Annotated in this window: 19 protein-coding genes and 1 tRNA gene; 6 read left to right on the top strand and 14 right to left on the bottom strand. The window is 67.4% G+C overall.

Annotated elements, in window-relative coordinates:
* Positions 1 to 69 precede the first annotated feature (69 nt).
* On the bottom strand, positions 70 to 696 hold the full coding sequence (gene tmk / locus ACTICP_RS02000; protein ID WP_441888992.1) for a dTMP kinase: 627 nt from the start codon (positions 694 to 696) through the stop codon (positions 70 to 72).
* Positions 693 to 3539 (bottom strand): type I DNA topoisomerase, encoded by a 2847-nt coding sequence (gene topA, locus ACTICP_RS02005; protein WP_441888994.1) that lies wholly within the window; start codon positions 3537 to 3539, stop codon positions 693 to 695. The genes tmk and topA overlap by 4 nt, the downstream gene beginning before the upstream one ends.
* A 192-nt stretch (positions 3540 to 3731) precedes the next feature.
* Here topA and ACTICP_RS02010 point away from each other — a divergent pair, with 192 nt between their 5' ends.
* Entirely contained in the window at positions 3732 to 4265 is a 534-nt protein-coding gene (locus tag ACTICP_RS02010) for a hypothetical protein (protein WP_441888996.1), read from the top strand.
* 147 nt (positions 4266 to 4412) lie between these two features.
* Here the strand turns inward: ACTICP_RS02010 and ACTICP_RS02015 are convergent, their stop codons facing one another.
* From ACTICP_RS02015 to ACTICP_RS02035, 5 genes are read right to left on the bottom strand one after another with little or no spacing between them, the layout of a single operon-like run.
* On the bottom strand, positions 4413 to 4742 hold the full coding sequence (locus tag ACTICP_RS02015) for a helicase (RefSeq protein ID WP_441888998.1): 330 nt from the start codon (positions 4740 to 4742) through the stop codon (positions 4413 to 4415).
* Positions 4742 to 5089, bottom strand: a complete 348-nt coding sequence (locus ACTICP_RS02020; RefSeq protein ID WP_441889000.1) for a TadE family type IV pilus minor pilin — start codon at positions 5087 to 5089, stop codon at positions 4742 to 4744. The genes ACTICP_RS02015 and ACTICP_RS02020 overlap by 1 nt, the downstream gene beginning before the upstream one ends.
* Positions 5090 to 5093: 4 nt before the next feature.
* Entirely contained in the window at positions 5094 to 5291 is a 198-nt protein-coding gene (locus ACTICP_RS02025) for a DUF4244 domain-containing protein (protein WP_441889002.1), read from the bottom strand.
* A 46-nt stretch (positions 5292 to 5337) separates the two neighbouring features.
* Positions 5338 to 6237: a type II secretion system F family protein gene (locus ACTICP_RS02030; protein ID WP_441889004.1), complete on the bottom strand. Its 900-nt coding sequence runs from the start codon at positions 6235 to 6237 to the stop codon at positions 5338 to 5340.
* Positions 6231 to 7235 (bottom strand): TadA family conjugal transfer-associated ATPase, encoded by a 1005-nt coding sequence (locus ACTICP_RS02035; RefSeq protein ID WP_441889006.1) that lies wholly within the window; start codon positions 7233 to 7235, stop codon positions 6231 to 6233. The genes ACTICP_RS02030 and ACTICP_RS02035 overlap by 7 nt, the downstream gene beginning before the upstream one ends.
* A 361-nt stretch (positions 7236 to 7596) precedes the next feature.
* Between ACTICP_RS02035 and acs the strand changes: the two genes are divergently transcribed.
* Positions 7597 to 9564, top strand: coding sequence for an acetate--CoA ligase (acs, locus tag ACTICP_RS02040; protein WP_441889008.1), 1968 nt, complete (start codon positions 7597 to 7599; stop codon positions 9562 to 9564).
* Between the two features lie 36 nt (positions 9565 to 9600).
* Here acs and ACTICP_RS02045 read toward each other — a convergent pair whose 3' ends face one another.
* Both ACTICP_RS02045 and ACTICP_RS02050 read right to left on the bottom strand, forming a co-directional pair.
* On the bottom strand, positions 9601 to 10059 hold the full coding sequence (locus ACTICP_RS02045) for a RidA family protein (RefSeq protein ID WP_441889010.1): 459 nt from the start codon (positions 10057 to 10059) through the stop codon (positions 9601 to 9603).
* A complete protein-coding gene (locus ACTICP_RS02050; RefSeq protein ID WP_441889012.1) occupies positions 10056 to 10280 on the bottom strand; it encodes a hypothetical protein in 225 nt (74 codons plus the stop codon). The genes ACTICP_RS02045 and ACTICP_RS02050 overlap by 4 nt, the downstream gene beginning before the upstream one ends.
* 91 nt (positions 10281 to 10371) lie before the next feature.
* On the opposite strand from ACTICP_RS02050, the gene ACTICP_RS02055 reads away from it, so the two are divergent.
* The 4 genes from ACTICP_RS02055 to ACTICP_RS02070 all read left to right on the top strand — a co-directional run bounded on the left by ACTICP_RS02055 (position 10372) and on the right by ACTICP_RS02070 (position 14875).
* On the top strand, positions 10372 to 12936 hold the full coding sequence (locus tag ACTICP_RS02055; protein WP_441889014.1) for a transglycosylase domain-containing protein: 2565 nt from the start codon (positions 10372 to 10374) through the stop codon (positions 12934 to 12936).
* Positions 12933 to 13874, top strand: coding sequence for a metallophosphoesterase (locus ACTICP_RS02060; protein ID WP_441889016.1), 942 nt, complete (start codon positions 12933 to 12935; stop codon positions 13872 to 13874). Before ACTICP_RS02055 ends, ACTICP_RS02060 begins: the two co-directional genes overlap by 4 nt.
* 60 nt (positions 13875 to 13934) lie before the next feature.
* Positions 13935 to 14008 (top strand) — tRNA-Pro (locus ACTICP_RS02065).
* 54 nt (positions 14009 to 14062) lie between these two features.
* A complete protein-coding gene (locus tag ACTICP_RS02070; protein ID WP_441889018.1) occupies positions 14063 to 14875 on the top strand; it encodes an HAD-IIB family hydrolase in 813 nt (270 codons plus the stop codon).
* A 64-nt stretch (positions 14876 to 14939) separates the two neighbouring features.
* On the opposite strand, the gene ACTICP_RS02075 is transcribed toward ACTICP_RS02070, so the two are convergent.
* From ACTICP_RS02075 to ACTICP_RS02095, 5 genes are all read right to left on the bottom strand, one after another.
* Entirely contained in the window at positions 14940 to 16193 is a 1254-nt protein-coding gene (locus ACTICP_RS02075) for an alpha-hydroxy acid oxidase (RefSeq protein WP_441889020.1), read from the bottom strand.
* A gap of 26 nt (positions 16194 to 16219) precedes the next feature.
* The gene (locus ACTICP_RS02080; RefSeq protein ID WP_441889022.1) at positions 16220 to 16936 is read right to left on the bottom strand and encodes a FadR/GntR family transcriptional regulator; all 717 of its coding nucleotides are present in this window, start codon (positions 16934 to 16936) and stop codon (positions 16220 to 16222) included.
* Positions 16937 to 17138: 202 nt separating this feature from the next.
* Entirely contained in the window at positions 17139 to 17792 is a 654-nt protein-coding gene (locus tag ACTICP_RS02085; protein ID WP_441889024.1) for a thymidine kinase, read from the bottom strand.
* A 9-nt stretch (positions 17793 to 17801) separates the two neighbouring features.
* Positions 17802 to 19274, bottom strand: coding sequence for a malate:quinone oxidoreductase (locus tag ACTICP_RS02090; protein ID WP_441889025.1), 1473 nt, complete (start codon positions 19272 to 19274; stop codon positions 17802 to 17804).
* A 148-nt stretch (positions 19275 to 19422) separates the two neighbouring features.
* A complete protein-coding gene (locus tag ACTICP_RS02095) occupies positions 19423 to 20493 on the bottom strand; it encodes an aspartate-semialdehyde dehydrogenase (RefSeq protein ID WP_441889027.1) in 1071 nt (356 codons plus the stop codon).
* Positions 20494 to 20554 lie beyond the last annotated feature (61 nt).

Below are 20554 nucleotides of genomic sequence, written 5' to 3' on the forward strand. Positions count from 1 at the left end.
TCATCCGCGGAATGCAGTCTCACAGGGACGCTCACAGGGTGCGCTCACAGGGGCGCTCACAGGGTGCGCTCACAGGAGGGGTGCGATGCGGGCGCGGATCGATTCGGCGAGAGAATCGGGGGATGCCGCGGCATCCAGGACGAGGAAGCGGTCGGGCTCAGCACCCGCCAGCGCGAGGTAGGCGTCGCGGACCCGCGTGTGGAAGTCCTGCTTCTCGGCCTCGAGCCGGTCGAACGGCTTGTCTGCGGAGTCCAGGCGCTGCCGCGCGGCGGCGGGATCCAGGTCGAGCAGGACGGTGAGGTCGGGCAGTGCGCCCTCCGTCGCCCACAGCGACAGGTCACGGATCTCCGTGCCATCGAGCACGCGTCCCGCACCCTGATACGCGACCGACGAGTCGAGATAGCGATCCTGAAGCACGATCTCTCCGCGATCGAGCGCCGGTCGCACCACGTTCTCGACGTGGTGCGCGCGATCGGCTGCATACAGCAGCGCCTCTGCGCGCGGAGCGATATCGCCGCGGTGATGGAGCACGATGTCGCGGATCAGTCGCCCGACATCACTGCCGCCCGGCTCGCGCGTGCGCAGCACGGTGTGCCCGGCATCCGTCAGCCAGGACCCGAGCAGTTCGGCCTGGGTGGTCTTCCCCGAGCCGTCTCCGCCCTCGAGCGTGACCCAGAGCCCGGGGCGTGCGCTCACGCGTCTGCCTTCTTCTTGGCGTTGGCGGCGCGCGTCGCCGCCGCCTTCTTCGCCGCAGCCGAACGAGCAGCCGACTTCTCGGCATCCGTCTGGGAGGCGGCCTTCTTCACGGGTGCCTTCTGCGCCGCAGATTTGGCCGGCGTCTTCTTGGCCGGTGATTTCTTTGCCGATGTCTTCTTCGCTGGCGCCTTCTTGGCACCGCGCTTGGGAGCGGGGCCCTTGGCGCGTTTATCGGCGAGCATCTGCACGGCGATCTCAAAGGTGATGTCTTCGGGCTTCTGCCCGCGCGGAATCGTCACGTTCGTCTCGCCGTCGGTGACGTACGGACCGAAGCGGCCGTCGCGAACACGGATCGCCTTGCCGCTGACCGGGTCGGCGTCGAACTCGGCGATCGCGCTGGCTGCCCGGCGCGAACCCGCGCCGTACTTGGGCTGCTGGTAAATCTCCAGCGCCTGCTCGAGCGTGACGTCGAAGATCTGCTGTTCGTTATCCAGCGACCGCGAGTCGGTGCCCTTCTTCAGGTACGGACCGTAGCGGCCGTTCTGCGCGGTGATCTCGTCGCCCGACTCCGGATCGGCACCGACCACGCGCGGCAGGCTCAGCAGTCGGAGAGCTGTCTCGAGGTCGACCGTGTCGACCGACATCGAACGGAACAGCGAGCTGGTGCGGGGCTTGGGCGCGTCTTTCTTGGCGGTCCGCTTCTTCGGCGCCTCGACCACCTCGCCCGTCGCCGGGTCGACGACCGGGGCCTCCTCCGGGAGGTTCTCCTGCACGTACGGGCCGTAGCGGCCGTCCTTGACGACGATCACCCGGCCGTTCTCGGGATTCTCACCGAGCACGCGGTCGCCGGCGACGGGGGCGTCGATGAGCTCCTGCGCCTTCTCGGCGGTCAACTCATCGGGCGCGAGATCGTCGGGCACGTTGACGATTCGGCCGCGCTCGTCGGGCTTCGCCGGGTCCGTGACCTCGATGTACGGCCCGTACTTGCCGAATCGGAGCGTTGCGGTGTCGGTGATGCGGGTGGAGTTCAACGCACGCGCATCGATCTCGCCGACGTTGTCGACGACATGGCGCAGCCCGACCTGCGCGTCGGAGCCGAAGTAGAACGAGTGCAGCCACTCGCTGCGCTTCTGCTCGCCGCGCGCGATCGCGTCGAGATCGTCTTCGAGAGCCGCGGTGAAGTCGTAGTCGATGAGGGCGGCGAAGTGCTCCTCCAGCAGCCGGACGACACTGAACGCCATCCAGGTCGGCACCAGCGCCTGACCCCGCTTGGTCGCGTAGCCGCGGTCGATCACGGTGCCGATGATGCTCGCGAAGGTCGACGGGCGTCCGATGCCGTGCTCTTCGAGAGCCTTGACCAGCGAGGCCTCGGTGTAGCGCGGCTTCGGCGTGGTCTGGTGCCCCTTGGCCTCGGCGTCCGACATTCCGAGCTCGTCGCCGACGGCGACGGCGGGCAGGGACTGGTTCGAGTCGGCATCCGAGTCGCCGCGCTTCTCGTCCTTACCCTCTTCGTACGCCTCCAGGAAGCCCTTGAACGTGTAGACCGTGCCGGATGCTGTGAACTCGGCGACCTGGCCGTCAGCCTGGACGGCGATGGTGACCGTCGTCGTCTCGTACTTGGCGTCGGCCATCTGGCTGGCGACCGTGCGCTTCCAGATGAGGTCGTAGAGGCGCTGCTCTTCGCGGTCGAGCTCGCCCGAGACCGACGCGGGCTTGCGGAAGTTCTCGCCCGAGGGGCGGATCGCCTCGTGCGCCTCCTGCGCGTTCTTGCTCTTGGACTTGTACACGCGGGGCTTCAGCGGCACCGCGCTGTCGCCGTAGAGCGCGACCGCCTGGCTCCGGGCCGCCTGCACCGCCTGGGTGCTCAGCGCGACGGAGTCCGTTCGCATATAGGTGATGAAGCCCTTCTCGTACAGACGCTGGGCGACGCTCATCGCCTGCTTCGCGCTCATCGAGAGTTTGCGGCCGGCCTCCTGCTGCAGCGTGGAGGTGGTGAAGGGCGCATACGGGCTGCGGGTGCCGGGCTTGGCCTCGACCTTCGTGACGGTGCCGGCACCGGCAGCGTCGACGGCGTGCGCGAGGGCCGTGGCATCCTTCTCCGAAAGAACGACGACGGCCTTCTTCAGCTTTCCGGCGTCATCGAAGTCGGTGCCGCGGGCGAGCTGTCCGCCGTCAACCCGCACCAGGCGAACGCGGAATGCTGACCCGGATGAGGCGCTGGCCTCGACGTCCCAGTACTCGGCGGAGACGAACGCCATGCGCTCGCGTTCGCGCTCGACGATCATGCGGGTCGCGGCGGACTGCACGCGTCCGGCGGAGAGGCCGGACTTGATCTTGTACCAGAGGACGGGTGAGACGTCCCAGCCGTACAGCCGGTCGAGGATGCGGCGGGTCTCCTGCGCGTCGACGAGCGCGAGGTCGAGCTCGCGGGTGTTGCCGATGGCGGCGCGGATGGCGTCCTTAGTGATCTCGTGGAACACCATGCGCTTGACGGGCACCTTCGGCTTCAGCGTCTCCAGCAGGTGCCAAGCGATCGCCTCCCCCTCGCGGTCCTCATCAGTGGCGAGCAGGAGTTCGTCGGCGTTCTTCAGGGCGCGCTTGAGCTCGGCGACGGTCTTCGTCTTGCGATCGGAGACGACGTAGTAGGGGTCGAAACCGTTGTCCACGTCGATCGAGTACTTCCCGTAGGCGGCCTTGTCGCTCGCGGGGATGTCCTTCTTATCTGCCAGATCGCGGATGTGGCCGACGGAACTGAGCACCTCGTAGTCGTCGCCGAGGTACCCCTGAATCGACCTCATCTTCGTCGGAGACTCGACGATGACGAGCTTCTTGCCTTCAGCCAAGGGTGCGTCCTTTCTTCATAGAACTCACATAACCCTAGTTCCCAGTGAGCTCTTCCCAGGCAGGGACGATTCGCCCCGCGCTAGCGTGTACTCATGCATGGACGCAGATTCTCATGGCTCTTGGGCGGAATCGGACTGGTTGCGTGCAGTGTTTCTGGCATACTTCGCGGCTCCATACCCGGCGCTCCGGCGGTGAACAACACGCTGACACTTCTTGGTGACGTGTTGTGGGCGAGTGCCATCCTCATCTTGTCTATCGGCCTGAGCCGCGAGGGTAGCGTCGTCGCACGGAAGCCGCTGGGAGTAACGGCCTCCGCTGTCGTAGCGGTGTGGCCGTTAACGACGACACTGGTCTCTCTTGGAATCAGCGTCCAGAATCCAGGGCAGGCTACGCCCTGGCAGTTCTGGGTGTATCTGTCCATGCTCGTTTCGCTCATGTTCGGGCTGATTGCAGCGGTACAGGTGGCGCGCATTCGTGTAGTGGCCGCTCCGTGGAACTTGGCCCCGCTCTGGGCGCTTGGTATTCAAACTGTTGTATGGGTTGTCCCGCAGTTGATCAACGTCGCAGCGCCAGCGACCTTTGCGGAGATGGGTACCGTCATCCCTGCACTTGGGACCCTCGGTTTTCTGGCAACCACGCTGGGCCTTGGCGTCGTGGCAATAGTGCTCTCGAACCGTTCACAAGCAGAGTCGATCCTGGTGTTCGAGTCTTCGCCTCCCGAGTAGCCGTACGTCTGTCAGCCACTATGGCTCGTCACACTCCGCGGCCCCGGTGATGGGTTATGTGTGCGCTCTATATTCGAAGCACACCATACACACCACAGTCGTGGTGAGTTCACAGCGGAGCCGTGAGTGATTCTCGGGTCAGTGCCGTCAGAATCCTTCGGGTGGACCAGCGCGGGCTCGGGAGACGGCAGCAAGACCAGCGTACGCCGCCTCGACCCGGACGGTCGCCACGAGGTCGTCGACGGCGCACGCGACGAGCGTCGCTCCGGATGCCGCGGCCACCCGCGCTGCGAGCCCGCACGGCGCCTCATCGGTGACGATCGCACCGGATGCGGCGTCTGCTGCGGCGAGCGCCGAAGCGTCTGCGGCCCCCGCGACCCGCTGGGCAGTGACGGCGGCGCCGCCGACCGCGGCGAGTCCGACGCAGAGAGCGGCGGAGACCGCCAGCACACTCGCCGACAGAGCCGTGCCCGCCATCAGAGTCCCCCGGCGAGCGCGCAGCTGGAGGCGTTCAGCGGGATGCTGATCAGGGTTCCGACCTGCACATCGATCCGCGCACTCACGCAGATGAGGTCACCGCGGGTTTCGCTCCCCACCTGCGCTCCGGCCACCGCCGTCGACACCGCGGCGTGCGCCGAAGCCTCGCTCTCGCCGCGCCCGAGGAGGCGGGCGGCGTCGGCCGCGGCATCCTGCAGCGACACCTGCTGGGCGGCCGCGCCGAGCGCCCCCGCGCCGAGCAGCAGCGTGATCGCCACGGCCGGCAGCGCGAGGGCGAGCTCGGCGGCGACCGAGCCGCGTTCGGCATCTCCTCCCGAACGGATCATGTCCTCACGCCACGGTCAGGGCACGGCGCACGAGGTCGGTGAGGATGCCGCGCACCTCATCTGACCGCATGATGACGACCAGGAGGCCCGCGAAGGCCACCGCGGCCATCGTCGTGATCGCGTACTCCGCGGTCGCAGCTCCGGATTCGTCGGTGAAAAGAGAGACGGCACGGCGCCTCGTGAGGGTGGGGATGGTGCTCATGGGTTCCTTCTTTCTCGTGGTGCTGCCTCGAATTCGGCAGCGGGGGTCAGATCGACAGTGGGGTGGAGATGAGTACGGAGAGGATGAGGGGTGCGACCCCGAGCAGCAGGAACGCCGGCAGCGTGCAGACGCCGAGCGGGATCAGAAGCTGGGAGGACAACTTGGCCGCACGCATCCTGCCGCGCACCCGCGCATCGTGGCGGTCCTGCGCGGCGGCGGCACGCAGCAGCTCTCCCGCCGGAACGCCCGCAGCGCGCGACAGTTCGAGCACCTCGGTGGTGCGCTGCCCCTGCAACCGATCGCGGGCCGGGCTGTCGTCGACGATGCGCAGCGAGCGGACGATGGATGCTCCGCCCGCGAGCGCGACCGCCACGAGCTCGGCGTGCATGCCGGGGCTTCCGGGGTCGGGCTGCGCGCGCCGCAGCAGCCGGCGCGTCCACAGTCGTGCGCACAGCACCAGTGCGAGACCGGCGATCAGGCACGCCGTCCCCATCGGATTGCCGATGAGGACACCGACGGTGTCAAATCCGAGTGCAAAACCGAGCAGGAGTCCGGCCAACGGCATCCACAGCAGCAGACGCGCAGTGCCGGCGGGTTCTGCCAGCGCGATGCGCACGTCGTCGTCAGCGGATGCCGCATCGCGCATGGTCTCGGCCAGTGACCGCAACACTTCGGCGAGCGGCGCCCCGACGGTTGTCGCGACGTCCCATGCCGCGGCGACGTCGAGCCACGCTCCCCCTTCGGCCTCGATCGCCAAGATGAGCGGTGTACCCGCGTCGCAGCGTTCGACGATGTGCTGCGCCTGGGCGTCTCCGGATCCTGCCAGATGCCGCCAGGCTGTCATCGGCACGGCTCCGGCCTGCAGCAGGACCGCCAACGTCCGCACGGACACGGCCGCCGACTCAGGGTCGCCGCCGGCTTCGGCACGCCGGCGGAAGATCACCACGGCTGCACCTGCTCGATGTCCAGTCGTTCATCGTGCAGCCGGAAACGGCCGGCCTGCGCGAGCCGGCGGATGCCGTCGGTTCCGCGTGCGAGATGCACCACCACCGTGAAGGCGCTGACGGCCTGGCGGGCGAGGGCCACGGCATCCATTCCGGCGAGCGCCCCGAGCGCTTCCAGACGCGCGGGGACATCGGCGAGCCCGCTGGCGTGCAGCGTGCCCGCACCGCCGTCGTGCCCGGTGTTCAGCGCCGAGAGCAGCTCACGCACCTCTTCGCCACGGCACTCGCCGACGATCAGCCGATCGGGCCGCATGCGCAGCGACTCCCGCACCAGCCGGGCGAGGGTGATCGACCCTGCTCCCTCCAGGTTCGACTGTCGCGACTCGAGGGCGACGTGGTGCGGATGCTCTGGGTGCAGTTCGGCGACATCCTCGATCGTCACCACGCGCTCCGTATCCGGAACGGCGTGCAGCAGTGCCGTGAGCAATGTCGTCTTGCCGGTGCCGGTGCCGCCGGTGATGAGGATGTTCGCGCGCTCCATCACCAGCTGCTCCAGCCACGCGCGCTGTCGCATGTCGAACGCCCCGAGGGCGGCGAGCGCATCGAGATCGGCCGCGCCGACGCGCGGGATGCGCACCGAAATGGCCGTGCCCGATGTCGATACCGGAGACAGCACGGCATGCACGCGGATGCCGGATGCCAGCCGCACGTCCACGCACGGGGCCTGATCGTCGAGGTGTCGTCCTCCAGCACCGATGAGTGCGACGGCGAGGTCTCGAACTTCCCGCTCGGCTGCCGCCCATCCCGGCACTGGCTCCGCACCGGCGCCTCTGTCGATGAACAGCCCGCCTGCACCGTTGACGAAGATGTCCGTCACGAGCGGGTCAGCGCAGTGCTCGGCCAGCGGTCCCAGCGCAGCATCCACGTCCGGCGGCAGCGCCGCACGCCCCGCGGGCAGCGTCGGCGTCGTACGGGGCTGGATGATGAACGGCTGCGGCATGCCACGAAGCTATTCGCCACAGCATCCGCTTCGGGGCCGCAAACCCGCGTCCTGTGTGCAACTCGCGCCGCATCGCCCGCGGTGCAGAACGACTGCGCGTCGCCACGGAAACGGAGGAGGGCGACACCTCACGGGGGGAATGAGGTGCCGCCCAAAACGCACCACTGATATCGGGGAGAACGGGTGCGTCGAGGCCGGAATGAGTTTCGGCTGTCGTCGAGTGTACGTTGCGAAGCCACCCGTACAAAACCAACGCGCTACTCACTTTCGACGGTACTGCGAAGAATGGGGGCAGACTATGTTCGCAATGTGATTGTCGTGCCGTGTGCACGATCCGTCCCGCCGCAAAGGAGCGCATGCCATGAGCAGCCAGATCGACCACCTCCTCGACGAGACCCGGCAGTTCCCGCCCGCCGAGGAATTCGCCGCCGCCGCCGTCGCGAAGCCCGACCTCTACGAACGAGCCGCGGCTGATCGTGAAGGATTCTGGGGTGACCAGGCGCGCGAACTGCTGCACTGGCACAAGCCCTTCACGCAGGTGCTCGACTGGTCGACTCCGCCGTTCGCCAAATGGTTCGACGATGGCGAGCTGAACGTCGCCTACAACTGCCTCGACCGTCACGTCGAAGCGGGCAACGGCGATCGCGTGGCGCTGCTGTGGGAAGGGGAACCCGGCGACGAACGCCGCATCACCTACGCCGAGCTCACCGACGAGGTCAAGCGCGTCGCCAACGTCCTCGAGGATCTCGGCGTCGGCACCGGCGACCGCGTGGCCATCTACCTGCCGATGATCCCGGAGGCCGTCGCCTCAATGCTGGCCGTCGCACGGTTGGGCGCCATCCATTCGGTCGTCTTCGGCGGATTCAGCGCCGACAGCCTCCGCTCGCGCATCGATGACGCCGGCGCGAAGGTCGTCATCACCGCCGACGGCAGCTACCGCAAGGGCAAGGTCTCTCCGCTGAAGCCCGCGGTCGATCAGGCTCTCAGCGATGAGCGCTACGGAGCGCAGCAGACCGTCGAGCATGTCCTCGTCGTCAAGCGCGGCGAGAACGACGTCGACTGGGTCGAAGGCCGCGACCTGTGGTGGCACGAGGCCGTGCCCGCGGCATCCGCGGACCACGTCGCACAGCCGTTCCCCGCCGAGAATCCGCTGTTCATCCTCTACACCTCCGGCACCACGGGTAAGCCGAAGGGCATCCTGCACACCTCCGGCGGTTACCTCACGCAGGCGGCGTACACGCACCGGAACGTATTCGATCTGAAGCCCGAGACCGACGTGTTCTGGTGCACAGCCGACATCGGCTGGGTCACCGGGCACACCTACGTGACCTACGGCCCGCTCGCGAACGGCGCCACCCAGGTGCTGTATGAGGGCACCCCGGACACCCCGCACCCCGGCCGCTGGTGGGAGATCATCCAGAAGTACGGCGTGAGCATCTTCTACACCGCGCCGACCGCGATCCGCTCGTTCATGAAGACCGGCCGAGCGATCCCGCAGAAGTTCGATCTGTCGTCGATCCGCCTGCTCGGCTCGGTGGGCGAGCCCATCAACCCCGAGGCGTGGATGTGGTACCGCGAGGTCATCGGCGGAGACAAGACTCCGATCGTCGACACCTGGTGGCAGACCGAGACCGGGGCGATCATGGTGTCCCCGCTCCCCGGCGTCACGGCGACCAAGCCGGGGTCGGCGCAGACGCCGCTGCCCGGCGTCTCGATCGATGTCGTCGACGAGACGGGCAGCGAGGTGGGCAACGGCAATGGCGGTCTGCTGGTGGTGACCGAGCCGTGGCCCAGTATGCTGCGCGGCATCTGGGGCGACCCGGAGCGCTACAAGGAGACCTACTGGGAGAAGTTCGAAGACCAGGGCTACTACTTCGCCGGTGACGGCGCTCGCCTCGACGCCGACGGCGATCTCTGGCTGCTCGGGCGCGTGGACGACGTCATGAACGTCTCCGGCCACCGGCTCTCGACCGCCGAGATCGAGTCGTCACTGGTCGCGCATGAGTCCACGGCCGAGGCCGCGGTGGTCGGCGCATCGGACGAGACTACCGGCCAGGCCGTCGTCGCGTTCGTCATCATCAAGGAGAGCTACCTCGCAGCCCACGAGCCTGCCGGGCTCGCGACGCAGCTGCGCAGCTGGGTCGCCGAACAGATCGGTGCGATCGCCCGCCCGCGCGATGTCTACATCGTCGGCGAACTGCCAAAGACCCGCTCGGGCAAGATCATGCGTCGTCTGCTGCGCGATGTCGCCGAGGGCCGTGAGGTCGGCGACACCACGACACTGGCTGACACTGCCGTGATGAGCATCATCTCCGCCCAGGTGAAGTAATCGCTTCGTCCTGGCGTAGGCGCGAAGCCTTCTCGCTTACGCCAGGACGAACGTGACCTCGACCTCGACCGGGCTGTCCAGCGGCAGCACGGCGACGCCGACGGCCGCACGGGCATGCCGACCGGCATCCCTGAAGATCTCACCGAGCACCTCGCTGGCGCCGTTGATGACGCCGGGCTGACCGGTGAACGAGGGGGCGGATGCGACGAAGCCGCCCACCCGCAGGACCCCGCCGATCTTCTCGACGCCGCCCGCCGCAGCCGCGGCCGCGGCCAGCGCGTTCAGCGCGCAGGTTCGCGCGTGGGCATTGGCGTCCTCAGCCGTGACCTCGGCTCCGACCTTGCCGGTCGCCGGCAGGGCGCCCGAAGCGAACGGGAGCTGGCCGGACGTGTAGACAAGTCCGCCGTGCAGCACTGCCGGCACGTACGACGCGACGGGCGCGGCGACCTCGGGCAGTTCGATGCCGAGTTCTTCCAGGCGGGCGGTGACGGTCATACCGTATCGCCGTCGAACTGGCGCGACGCTTCTGCGGCCGCGGCGAGGCCGGCGCTGTTCGAGCCGTCATCCGACACCGGACGCTTGAAGTAGGCGACAGGCCCGCCTTCCGGCCCCTGCACCACCTGCACCAGCTCCCAGCCCTGCTTGCCCCAGTTGTTGAGGATCGCGGCCGTATTGTGGATCAGCAGCGGGGTGGTCACATATTCCCACGTGGTCATGACACTCCTGGTCGTCGTAGCGGACGGCGACGACGGTCGGCGCGCCGATCGTCAAAGCCGGTATTCAGGGAACTCCCCTACGATCTAGCGTATGCCTCTGAAGAATCGCACGACGACAGGTGTGCTCGGCGGACTGCTCGGCCTGGTCGGCCTCAGTGCCATCGCCGGAATCCTGGTGACCGCAACGGTCACCCCCGCCCTTGCCGTCGCCGGTGCCGCCGGGTCGCAGGCCCTCGACCTGTTCGAGAAGCTGCCGTCCTACCTCGAGATCGACGCACCGATGGAGCCGAGCCGGATCTACGGCACCGGCGAAGACGGTGAGCCGTTCGAGATGGCATCGTTCTTCGATCAGAACCGTACTCCGGTCACGTTCGACCAGGTCAACCCGGTCGTCTACGACGCGATCCTCTCCAGTGAGGACAAGGACTTCTACGAGCACGGCGGCATCAACGTCGGGGCCACCGCCAAGGCGCTGATCGACAACGTGCGCGGTACGTCGACCCGCGGTGCGTCGACGGTCAGCCAGCAGTACGTCAAGAACGTGCTCGTCCAGCGCTGCGAGCAGGGCGTGCTGCCCGGTGCAGAGAACTACGCCGACGACATCGAGCAGTGCTGGCTCGACGCCACGAACGCCACCGGAGTCGACGGCATCGAGCGCAAACTGCAGGAAATGCGGTACGCGATCCAGATCGAGAAGGACTACTCGAAGAACGAGATCCTGCTCGGCTACCTCAACATCGCCAGCTTCGGCGGCACCGTCTACGGCATCGAGGCCGCGGCGAACTACTACTTCAGCACGACGGCTGCAAAGCTCACTGTCGCGCAGGCCGCGACGCTCGCGGGCATCGTGCAGAACCCGAACACGTACCGCATCGACAGAGAAGGCGGTACGTCGACTGACAAGGACGGCAACGCCGTCAACTCGGCGGAGGACGGGTACAGTCTCACTCTGAAGCGCCGCGACTACGTGCTCACCCGCATGCTCGCCGACGGCAAGATCACCCAGGAGCAGTTCGACAAGGCGGATGCTTCGCCGATCACGCCCGAGCTCACCCAGCCGGCGCAGGGCTGCGCTGCCGCTGTGAGCAACGCGTACTTCTGCCAGTACGTGAAGACGAGCGTCCTCAGCGATCCGGCATTCGGCGACACCGTGCAGGAGCGCACGAAGGCCCTCTACCGCGATGGTCTGGAGATCTACACCACGCTCGACATGCGCGTGCAGGGTCCCTCGATCGAGGCCATGCACAGTCGGGTGCCCTCCAACTTCGACAGCCAGTACTTCGGCGGCGCCGGCGTCACGGTCGAGCCGTCCACGGGTCGCATCCTCGCGATGACCCAGAACACGGCCTTCCGCGAGACCGAGAGCGACGATCAGGCCTACACCAGCCTCGTGTTCGCCTCTGATGCCGCGCACGGCGGCTCTTCGGGTATGCCAGTCGGCTCGGCCTACAAGCTCTTCACACTGATCGACTGGCTCGAGACCGGTCACTCGGTAAATGAAACGCTCAATGGAAGCAACCGCACGATGCCGATGACGGCCTCCTGCGACGGAGGGTACTGGGACTTCAACACCAACGACGTCGGCAACTTCGGCGGCGGAGGCGGGTACACGGACTCCCCCATGCGCTTCACCAGGGACTCGCTGAACTCCGGCTACTTCGCTATGGCGTCCGAGCTCGATCTCTGCGACATCAACAAGGTCGCCGACCGGATGGGTGTGAACCTCGGCAACGGCGGCAAGACCACCGATCAGAACGTTCCCTTCGACGTTCTCGGTTCGAAGTACATCTCCCCCCTCGACATGGCCGGGGCGTACGCCACGGTGGCGAACAAGGGCATCCACTGCGAGCCCCGCGCGATCGACCGCGTCGTCACGCAGAAGGGTGAGGAGCTTCCCCTCCCCGACGCTTCCTGCACCCAGGTGATTCCGCAGGAGGTCGCGGCGACTGCCGCATACGCGTTGCAGGGCGTCATGGACAGCGGTGGAACCGGTTCTGCCGCCAACCCCTGGGACGGCACGCCGCTCATCGGCAAGACCGGCTCGCACAACGAGTACGGCACGATGATGATCGAGTCCAGCACCAACGCCGCCACCGCCGTCTACATCGGCCGCTGGAAGGGCGACGCCTCTATCTGGGGGCAGTGGTACAACGGCAATCCGCTGCAGAATATCCGGTACGACGTCGCCCGTGACATGCAGGCCGCCGCGAACGCTCTGCTCGGCGGCGAGGCTTTCCCGCCGCCGGACGACAACCTCACGCGCCGCGTACTGATCGACCTTCCGAGCGTTGTCGGACAGTCGGTCGCCGACGCGACCAGCACACTCCAGGCGGCAGGATTCGGGGTGAACGTCGGAAAACCCGTCGACAGCGACCTGCCGAAGGACCAGGTCGCCGAGCAGAACCCCGGAGCCGGTCAGGTCACCAGCGGCACGACCGTCACGCTCTCGCCGAGCAACGGAAAGCCGAAGGCCGCAGACGTCCCGGATGTCGTCGGTTCGAAGTACTCGCAGGCGAAGCAGGCGATCGAATCAGCCGGATTCTCTGTCGACGAGAAGAACTGCTCCGGCGGCGACGAAGTCATCGCGCAGAATCCCAGTGGAGGGTCGGCGAAGCCGGACTCGAAGGTCACCGTGATCTGCGCGGGCGGCGATTGACCGGGCGGGCCACCCGTCCGGTCCGCATCGCGCTCGGCGCAGCGGCGACCGTCGGCGCGGCATGCACCGTCTGGGGAGTCGGGATAGAGCGCTACCTGTTCACGCTTCGCGAGGTCTCCGCTGCGGCGCTTCCCGTCGGTTCGGCTCCGATCCGCGTGCTGCACGTCTCTGACGCGCATATGGCCCCGTGGCAGGGGCGAAAGCAGGCGTGGCTCGCGTCGCTGGCCGACCTCGAGCCCGACCTCGTCGTCAATACCGGCGACAACCTCGGTCACAGCGATGGGCTCGGCGCCGTCCGTCGCGCGTTCGAACCGTTCGCGGGCACTCCGGGAGTCTTCGTCCACGGCTCCAATGACGTGCACGGCCCCACGCCCCGCAATCCACTCCGCTACCTGGCCGGCCCCTCGAAACGACACACCCGGCCGGAGCGTCTCGACACGGCGGGGCTCGACCGCTTCCTCGGGGACGAGCTCGGCTGGGCAGACCTCAACAACGCCGCCGCACGCCTGCGGGTCGGCGATCGCGATATCGACTTCTTCGGTGTCAACGATGCGCACCGCGACTGGGACGACCTCGATGTGCTCCCCGAGTCGATCGCGGCGCTCGGCGCTCGGGATGCCGGCACCCCCGTGCTCGGGGTCACCCACGCGCCGTATCAGCGTGTGCTGAACAGGTTCACCGACCTCGGCGCGCAGGCGATCTTCGGCGGTCACACGCACGGCGGGCAGGTCTGTCTGCCGTTCTACGGCACCATCGTCGCGAACTGCGACATTCCCCTGAAGCAGGCCAAGGGCTTGAGCACGTGGACGCACGGCGGGCGCAGCATCCCGCTGAACGTCAGCGCCGGATGCGGGCACTCGATCTACGCGCCGGTGCGTTTCGCATGCCGTCCTGAGGCGACCTTGCTGACGCTGACCGCGACGGACACGCCCGCCTGACCACGGCCCGTCGCCGATTCGGCGCGCCACGCGTTTCGGGGTAGACTCGAACGGTTGCAACGGGGTGTGGCGCAGCTTGGTAGCGCGCTTCGTTCGGGACGAAGAGGCCGCAGGTTCAAATCCTGTCACCCCGACGTTTGCATGAAGGTCGCCCTCCGGGGCGGCCTTCTTCATATCCTGGAGAGATCATGACTGCGTCGCGTCAGACTGCCCCTCACCCGAAGCCCCCACGACTGGTCGCTTTCGACCTCGATGACACTCTCGCAGCATCCAAGAGTGCGATCGACCCACGCATCGCCGCCCAGCTGCGTGCCCTGCTGCGCGTCGTCGACGTCGCCATCATCTCGGGTGGCAACGAGGCGCAGTTCCGTTCGCAGGTCATCGCTCAGCTCGGCGATGCGGATGCTGCGCAGCTGTCACGTCTGCACCTGCTGCCCACCTGCGGCACGCGCTATCTGCGTCACGACGGCGACGACTTCGCTCCCGTCTACGCTCACGATCTCTCCGACGAGGAGAAGTCTGCGGCACTGCGGGCGCTCCGCGAGGAGGCCGAGCGGCTGGGTCTGTGGGAGCCGAACCCGTGGGGAGAGATCCTCGAGGATCGCGGGTCACAGATCACGTTCTCGGCCCTCGGACAGCAGGCTCCCGGTGACGCCAAGCACGCCTGGGATCCCTCCGGCGAGAAGCGCCTCCGCCTGCGCGACGCTGTCGCCCCCCGGGTTCCAGGGCTCGAGGTGCGCGCCGGCGGGTCAACCTCGATCGACATCACGCGTGCCGGCATCGACAAAGCCCACGGAATGACGTCTCTCGCCGAGCACACCGGCATCCCGCTCGCAGACATGCTCTTCTACGGCGACCGTCTCGATGAGGGTGGCAATGACTACCCTGTATTGGCCCTCGGCGTGCCTTCGATCGCTGTCACCGACTGGCAGAACACCGCCGATGAGCTCGACGTGCTGCTGCCGACGCTGCAGCCGACGCTGGAGGACCGGCAGGTCTGATCCGTATCCGCATCTTCCCGGACGCGCTGTGCCATGTGTCCGGGAAGATGCAGGTCGCGGGACTCTACACCCGCAACTTCTCGGACATGCTCACCGGCGCGAGCCGCGTCAGTTGCGTGACGTGCGCCGGGGTGAGCTCGGCCAGCGACGCGACGCCGAGCAGACGCATGGTGCGCTCGATCTCGGTGCGCAGAATGTCGATCGTGCGGTCGACGCCCTGGCGTCCGCCCGCCATCAGGCCGTAGAGGTAGGCGCGCCCGATCAGGGTGAAGTCGGCGCCGAGCGCCACAGATGCGACGATGTCGGCACCGTTCATGATGCCGGTGTCGATCATGACGGTGAAGTCCTCGCCGACCGCCTGGCGAACCGTGGGCAGCAGGTGGAACGGGATCGGCGCGCGATCGAGCTGCCGACCGCCGTGGTTCGACAGCACGATGCCGTCCACCCCCGCGTCCTTCAGGCGCACGGAGTCTTCGACGTTCTGCACGCCCTTGATGACGATCTTTCCGGGCCACAGGTCGCGGATGACGGCGAGGTCGTCGTAGCTGATGGTCGGGTCCATCGCAGCATCCAGAAGTTCGCCGACGGTGCCGCCGGTGGTGCTCAGCGAGGCGAACTCGAGCTTCGGCGTGGTCAGGAAGTCGAACCACCACCACGGCCGCGGGATGGCGTTGATGATCGTCCCGAGCGTCAGCTGCGGCGGGATGCTGAAGCCGTTGCGCTTGTCACGCAGCCGCGCACCGGCGACCGGAGTGTCGACGGTGAAGTGCAGGGTGTCGAAGCCGGCCGCGGCAGCGCGGCGGGTGAGCTCGTAGGAGATCTCTCGGTCGCGCATCACGTAGAGCTGGAACCAGTTGCGCCCGTGCGGATTCGCCGCCTTGACGCCCTCGATCGACGTGGTGCCGAGTGTGGAGAGCGTGAACGGGATACCCGCTGCAGCAGCGGCCCCGGCCCCGGCGATCTCACCCTCGGTCTGCATCAACCGCGTGAACCCGGTCGGCGCGATACCGAACGGCAGAGCACTGGAGCCGCCCAGGATCTCGACACTGGTGTCGACGTCGGGAGCGGGCTTGAGGATGCCGGGGTGGAACTCGACATCCTGGAATGCCTGCCGCGCACGCGTGAGCGACAGTTCGCCCTCGGCGGCGCCGTCGGTGTAGTCGAACGCCGCCTTGGGCGTGCGCCGCTGGGCGATCCGCCGCAGATCGTCGATCGTCAGCGCGGCATCGAGGCGGCGCTTCCGACCGTCGAGCTCGGGCTTTTTGAACTTCATCAGCTCAAGGAGCTCTGCGGGATTGGGCAGCTGGCGCTGGACCATGGCGTTCCTTTCGGTCGGGTGCGGAATCAGACGGTGGACGGGGTGAGGCCGGTGGCGGCGTAGTACCCCGCGATGTGGGCGTTGACGAGTGCGCGTGCCGTCGTCGCGTCGCCGGCATCGATGGCCGCAACGATCGAACGGTGCTCGGCGCGCAGACGGGACGCCATGGCATCCCAGTCGGCGATCGCCTCGGCTCCGGTGAGCACGTACGACTCGATCGCCGTACGCAGACCCGACATCATCGCCGCGATCACGGTGTTGCCGCTGGACTCGGCCAGGGCCAGATGCAGCTGCGCATCGAGAGCGAGGAACTCCGCGGTACGGAGGCCAGGGGCGTCCATCGCGTCGAGGATGCGATGCGCGTCGACGAGATCGCGGGACTCGGATGCCGCGAGTGACACTGCGACCGCGTCTTCGAGCACGAGGCGGGTCTGTACGACATCGGTCAGTGGGAAGCCCTGTGCGGCGACCTGGAGCCGCAGTAGAGCGGCCAGCCCCCCGGAGGGCGTAGCGATCACGATCGCCCCGGACGCCGGCCCCGAGCCCGTCGCGGTGCGGATGAGCCCCATGACCTCGAGCACGCGTAGCGCCTCGCGGACGCTGGAGCGGCCGACGCCGAGGTCTGCAGACAGCTCGCGTTCAGAGGGAAGCCGGTCGCCGGGACCGAGCCGACCGTCCAGCAGGTCGCGCTCGATGTGCTCGAGCACGATGCGCCACGCGCGCTGCGGTGCCTCCTCCGACATCGGGCCTCCTGTGTGGTCTGACCACAGAATATCGCGTGTGGTCAGACCACGCAAACGCGCCAGCACGCCGCTCAGGTCGCGAATCACGCCGCTCAGGTCGCGAATCACGCCGCTCAGGTCACGAATCACGCCGCTCAGGTCGCGAATCACGCCGCTATCCGACGCGCAGAACGGCGAGGATTGCGACCCGAAGGGGGCGCCCTCAGCCCAGCCGCCCGCCGGATTCCTCGAGGTAGCAGTGGCCGCACAGCGATTCATAGGTGATGATGTCGGGGGTCGCGCCGCCCGCAGCGGCCTCGTCGATCGCCACCTGGTCACCATCGAAGACGAACGCTCCGCCGACGACGCGGCCGTTGAAGACGGCCTTGCGCCCGCAGCGGCAGATGGTCTTCATCTCTTCCAGCGCGTGCGCGATCGCCAACAGCCGCGCAGAGCCGGGGAACGCGTGAGTGAGGAAATCGTTGCGGATGCCGTAGGCCATCACAGGGATGCCGTCCTCCACCGCGATCCGGAACAGGTCGTCGACCTGCTCCGCGGTGAGGAACTGCGCCTCGTCGACCAGCAGGCAGGCGACGTCGACGGGATCGGCCGGGATCAGTCCCTCCGTGCTGCGCTGCCGCATTCGCTCGCGTTCCTGCCGGAACAGGGCGCGCGCGTCGCCGCCGGAGGGGATCAAGAAGTCGACCTGGCGGGTCACGCCCAGGCGGCTCTCGATCTGCGCGGCACCTTTGGTATCGATCTCGGGCTTGGCGAGCAGCACCTGCTGGCCGCGCTCTTCATAGTTGTATGCGACCTGCAGCAGTGCCGTGGACTTGCCGGAGTTCATCGCCCCGTAGCGGAAGTAGAGCTTCGCCACGGTGTGCCGCTACCTCGCGATGCCGAGTGCGTTCGCCGTCGCGGTCATCGACTCGTCGGCTGCGGCTTCGTTCTCGTTCAGCTTCTCGCCATAGGTCGGGATGAGCTCGCGAAGCGCCGGCTCCCATCCAGAGTACTGCTCAGGGAAGCAGCTCTTGAGAAGCCCGAGCATGATCGGCACGGCCGTCGAGGCGCCGGGAGAAGCACCGAGGAGGCCGGCGATCGAACCGTCTGCCGCCGAGACGACCTCGGTGCCGAACTGCAGCACGCCGCCCTTCTTCGGGTCCTTCTTCATCACCTGGGCGCGCTGACCGGCCTGGATGAGCGTCCAGTCCTCGTCCTTCGCGGTCGGCATGAAAACCCGCAGGCTGTCGACCTTCTTGCGGTGCGTCTTGGTCAGCTCACCGAGCAGGTAGGTGATGAGGTCGGGGTTCGCGAAGGCGACCCGGAGCATCGGCCACAGGTTGTGTGCGCGCACCTGCGAGACGATGTCGAACATCGACCCGTTCTTGAGGAACTTCGGACTGAAGGTTGCGAACGGACCGAACAGCAGCGATGCTTCGCCGTCGACGACGCGGGTGTCCAGGTGCGGTACCGACATGGGCGGGGCGCCCACCGACGCCTGCGAGTACACCTTCGCCTTGTGCTGAGCGACGACTTCGGGTGCGGAGGTCTTCAGGAACTGACCACCGATCGGGAACACGCCGAACCCCTTGATCTCGGGGATCCCGGCGCGCTGCAGCATCTTCAGAGCCCAGCCGCCAGCACCGACGAAGACGAACTTCGCGTTGATCCGCCCGGGCGTATGACCGAGACTGTTGCGGTACGTGATGTTCCAGCTGCCGTCCTTCTGCTTCTTCAGCGAGCGCACCTCGTGGTTCGTGCGCAGCTCGACACCGGCATCCGCCAGGTGGTCGAAGAGCTGGTGGGTGAGCGCACCGAAGTCGACGTCGGTACCGGCCGGCACACGCGTGGCAGCGAATGGCTCGCCCTTGCGGCGCTTCTGCATGAGCAGGGGCGCCCACGTGTTAATGACGCGGGAGTCCTCGCTGTACTCGATGCCCTCGAACAGCGGCTGCTCCTTGAGCGCCTCGTAGCGCTTCTTGAGGTAGGCGACGTCCTTCTCGCCGCGCACGAACGTCATGTGCGGGGTGGCGTTGATGAACGTCGATGGTTCGTCGAGCACACCCTTCGCGATGAGCGAGGACCAGAACTGGCGGCTCTGCTGGAACTGCTCGTTGATCGATACCGCCTTGGCGGGGTCGAGCGGCCCGTCGCCGGTGTTCGGCATGTAGTTCAGCTCGCAGAGGGCGGCATGGCCGGTGCCCGCGTTGTTCCACGGGTTGGAGCTCTCCTGGGCCACATCGGACAGCCGCTCGAAGGCGACGATCTTCCAGTCCGGCTGCAGCTCGTGCAGCAGAGTTCCCAGTGTGGCGCTCATGATGCCACCACCGATGAGGACGACGTCGACGGATTCAGTCACCCATCCATCCTAGTTCGCCCGCCGCTCCCCCTCGAACCGGCCCGAGACTGCAGTCCGCGGACGAGAAGCACAGGATTCCGCGCGGTCTCATCCGCGGAATGCAGTCTCGCAGGGCTGACGGATCGGCGAGGACGGGCAGCCGCGCGCGTCAGGATGCTACGGGGAGACGCGCGGCGACGAGCTCGGCGACCTGGACGGCGTTCAGCGCCGCGCCCTTGCGAAGGTTGTCGTTGCTGACGAACAGCACGAGCCCCTTGTTCTCGGGCGCGGACTGATCGGCGCGGATACGCCCGACGAAGCTCGGGTCCTTGCCCGCGGCGTACAGAGGCGTGGGAACCTCTTCGAGGACGACGCCGGGAGCGGATGCCAGGATCTCGCGCGCGCGGTCGGGGGTGATGTCGTCGGCGAACTCGGCATGGATCGAAAGCGAATGCCCGGTGAAGACCGGCACGCGCACACAGGTGCCCGCGACACGGAGCCCGGGCAGCTCGAGAATCTTGCGACTCTCGTTGCGGAGCTTCTTCTCTTCGTCGGACTCATTCAGTCCGTCATCCACGATCGAGCCGGCGAGCGGGATGACATCGAAGGCGATGGGGGCGACGTACTTCTCGGGCTCGGGGAAGTCCACCGCAGAACCGTCGTGCACGAGCCGCAACGTGTCACCCTGCGCCAGCACGCCCTCGACCTGGCCGAGCAGTTCTTGGGCGCCCGCGAGGCCCGACCCCGACACCGCCTGATAGGTCGAGACGATGAGACGCTCGAGCCCGGCCGCCTCGGCGAGCGGCTTGAGGACCGGCATGATCGCCATGGTGGTGCAGTTCGGGTTCGCGATGATGCCGCGGGGGCGCTCATCGATGGCGTGCGGGTTGACCTCGCTGACCACGAGCGGAACCTCGGGGTCGCCCCGCCAGGCGCTGGAGTTGTCGATCACGACGGCACCGGCCGCAACGAAGCGGTCGGCATACGCGCGACTGGCGGTCGCACCCGCCGAGAACAGCGCGATCTCGATGCCCGCGGGGTCAGCGGTCTCGACGTCTTCGACGATCACGTCGACGCCGCCGAAATCGATCGCCGTGCCCGCAGAGCGGGACGACGAGAACAGCCGCAGCTCGCGGATCGGGAACGCGCGCTCCGCGATGATCTCGCGCATCACGGTGCCCACCTGGCCGGTGGCGCCGACGATGGCTACGGAGTGTCCTTGATCTGAGATGCGGGTCATTTGCGTGCGGCCTTCCTGGTGGGGTGTGAGCGAGTCTACTGAGGCCGGCGTCGCGGCCCGA

It is taken from the genome of Microbacterium sp. (assembly GCF_052102115.1).
In the GTDB taxonomy this organism is placed as follows: Bacteria; Actinomycetota; Actinomycetes; order Actinomycetales; family Microbacteriaceae; genus Microbacterium.

What these genes read in the sequence shown, in the direction of transcription:
- ACTICP_RS02050 (WP_441889012.1), bottom strand. Translation starts at nt 10,280, where the DNA reads ATGACCACGTGGGAATATGTGACCACCCCGCTGCTGATCCACAATACG.
- ACTICP_RS02045 (WP_441889010.1), bottom strand. Translation starts at nt 10,059, where the DNA reads ATGACCGTCACCGCCCGCCTGGAAGAACTCGGCATCGAACTGCCCGAG.
- ACTICP_RS02020 (WP_441889000.1), bottom strand. Translation starts at nt 5,089, where the DNA reads ATGATCCGTTCGGGAGGAGATGCCGAACGCGGCTCGGTCGCCGCCGAG.
- ACTICP_RS02070 (WP_441889018.1), top strand. Translation starts at nt 14,063, where the DNA reads ATGACTGCGTCGCGTCAGACTGCCCCTCACCCGAAGCCCCCACGACTG.
- ACTICP_RS02095 (WP_441889027.1), bottom strand. Translation starts at nt 20,493, where the DNA reads ATGACCCGCATCTCAGATCAAGGACACTCCGTAGCCATCGTCGGCGCC.
- ACTICP_RS02055 (WP_441889014.1), top strand. Translation starts at nt 10,372, where the DNA reads ATGCCTCTGAAGAATCGCACGACGACAGGTGTGCTCGGCGGACTGCTC.
- acs (WP_441889008.1), top strand. Translation starts at nt 7,597, where the DNA reads ATGAGCAGCCAGATCGACCACCTCCTCGACGAGACCCGGCAGTTCCCG.
- ACTICP_RS02075 (WP_441889020.1), bottom strand. Translation starts at nt 16,193, where the DNA reads ATGGTCCAGCGCCAGCTGCCCAATCCCGCAGAGCTCCTTGAGCTGATG.
- ACTICP_RS02015 (WP_441888998.1), bottom strand. Translation starts at nt 4,742, where the DNA reads ATGGCGGGCACGGCTCTGTCGGCGAGTGTGCTGGCGGTCTCCGCCGCT.
- ACTICP_RS02080 (WP_441889022.1), bottom strand. Translation starts at nt 16,936, where the DNA reads ATGTCGGAGGAGGCACCGCAGCGCGCGTGGCGCATCGTGCTCGAGCAC.
- ACTICP_RS02035 (WP_441889006.1), bottom strand. Translation starts at nt 7,235, where the DNA reads ATGCCGCAGCCGTTCATCATCCAGCCCCGTACGACGCCGACGCTGCCC.
- ACTICP_RS02025 (WP_441889002.1), bottom strand. Translation starts at nt 5,291, where the DNA reads ATGAGCACCATCCCCACCCTCACGAGGCGCCGTGCCGTCTCTCTTTTC.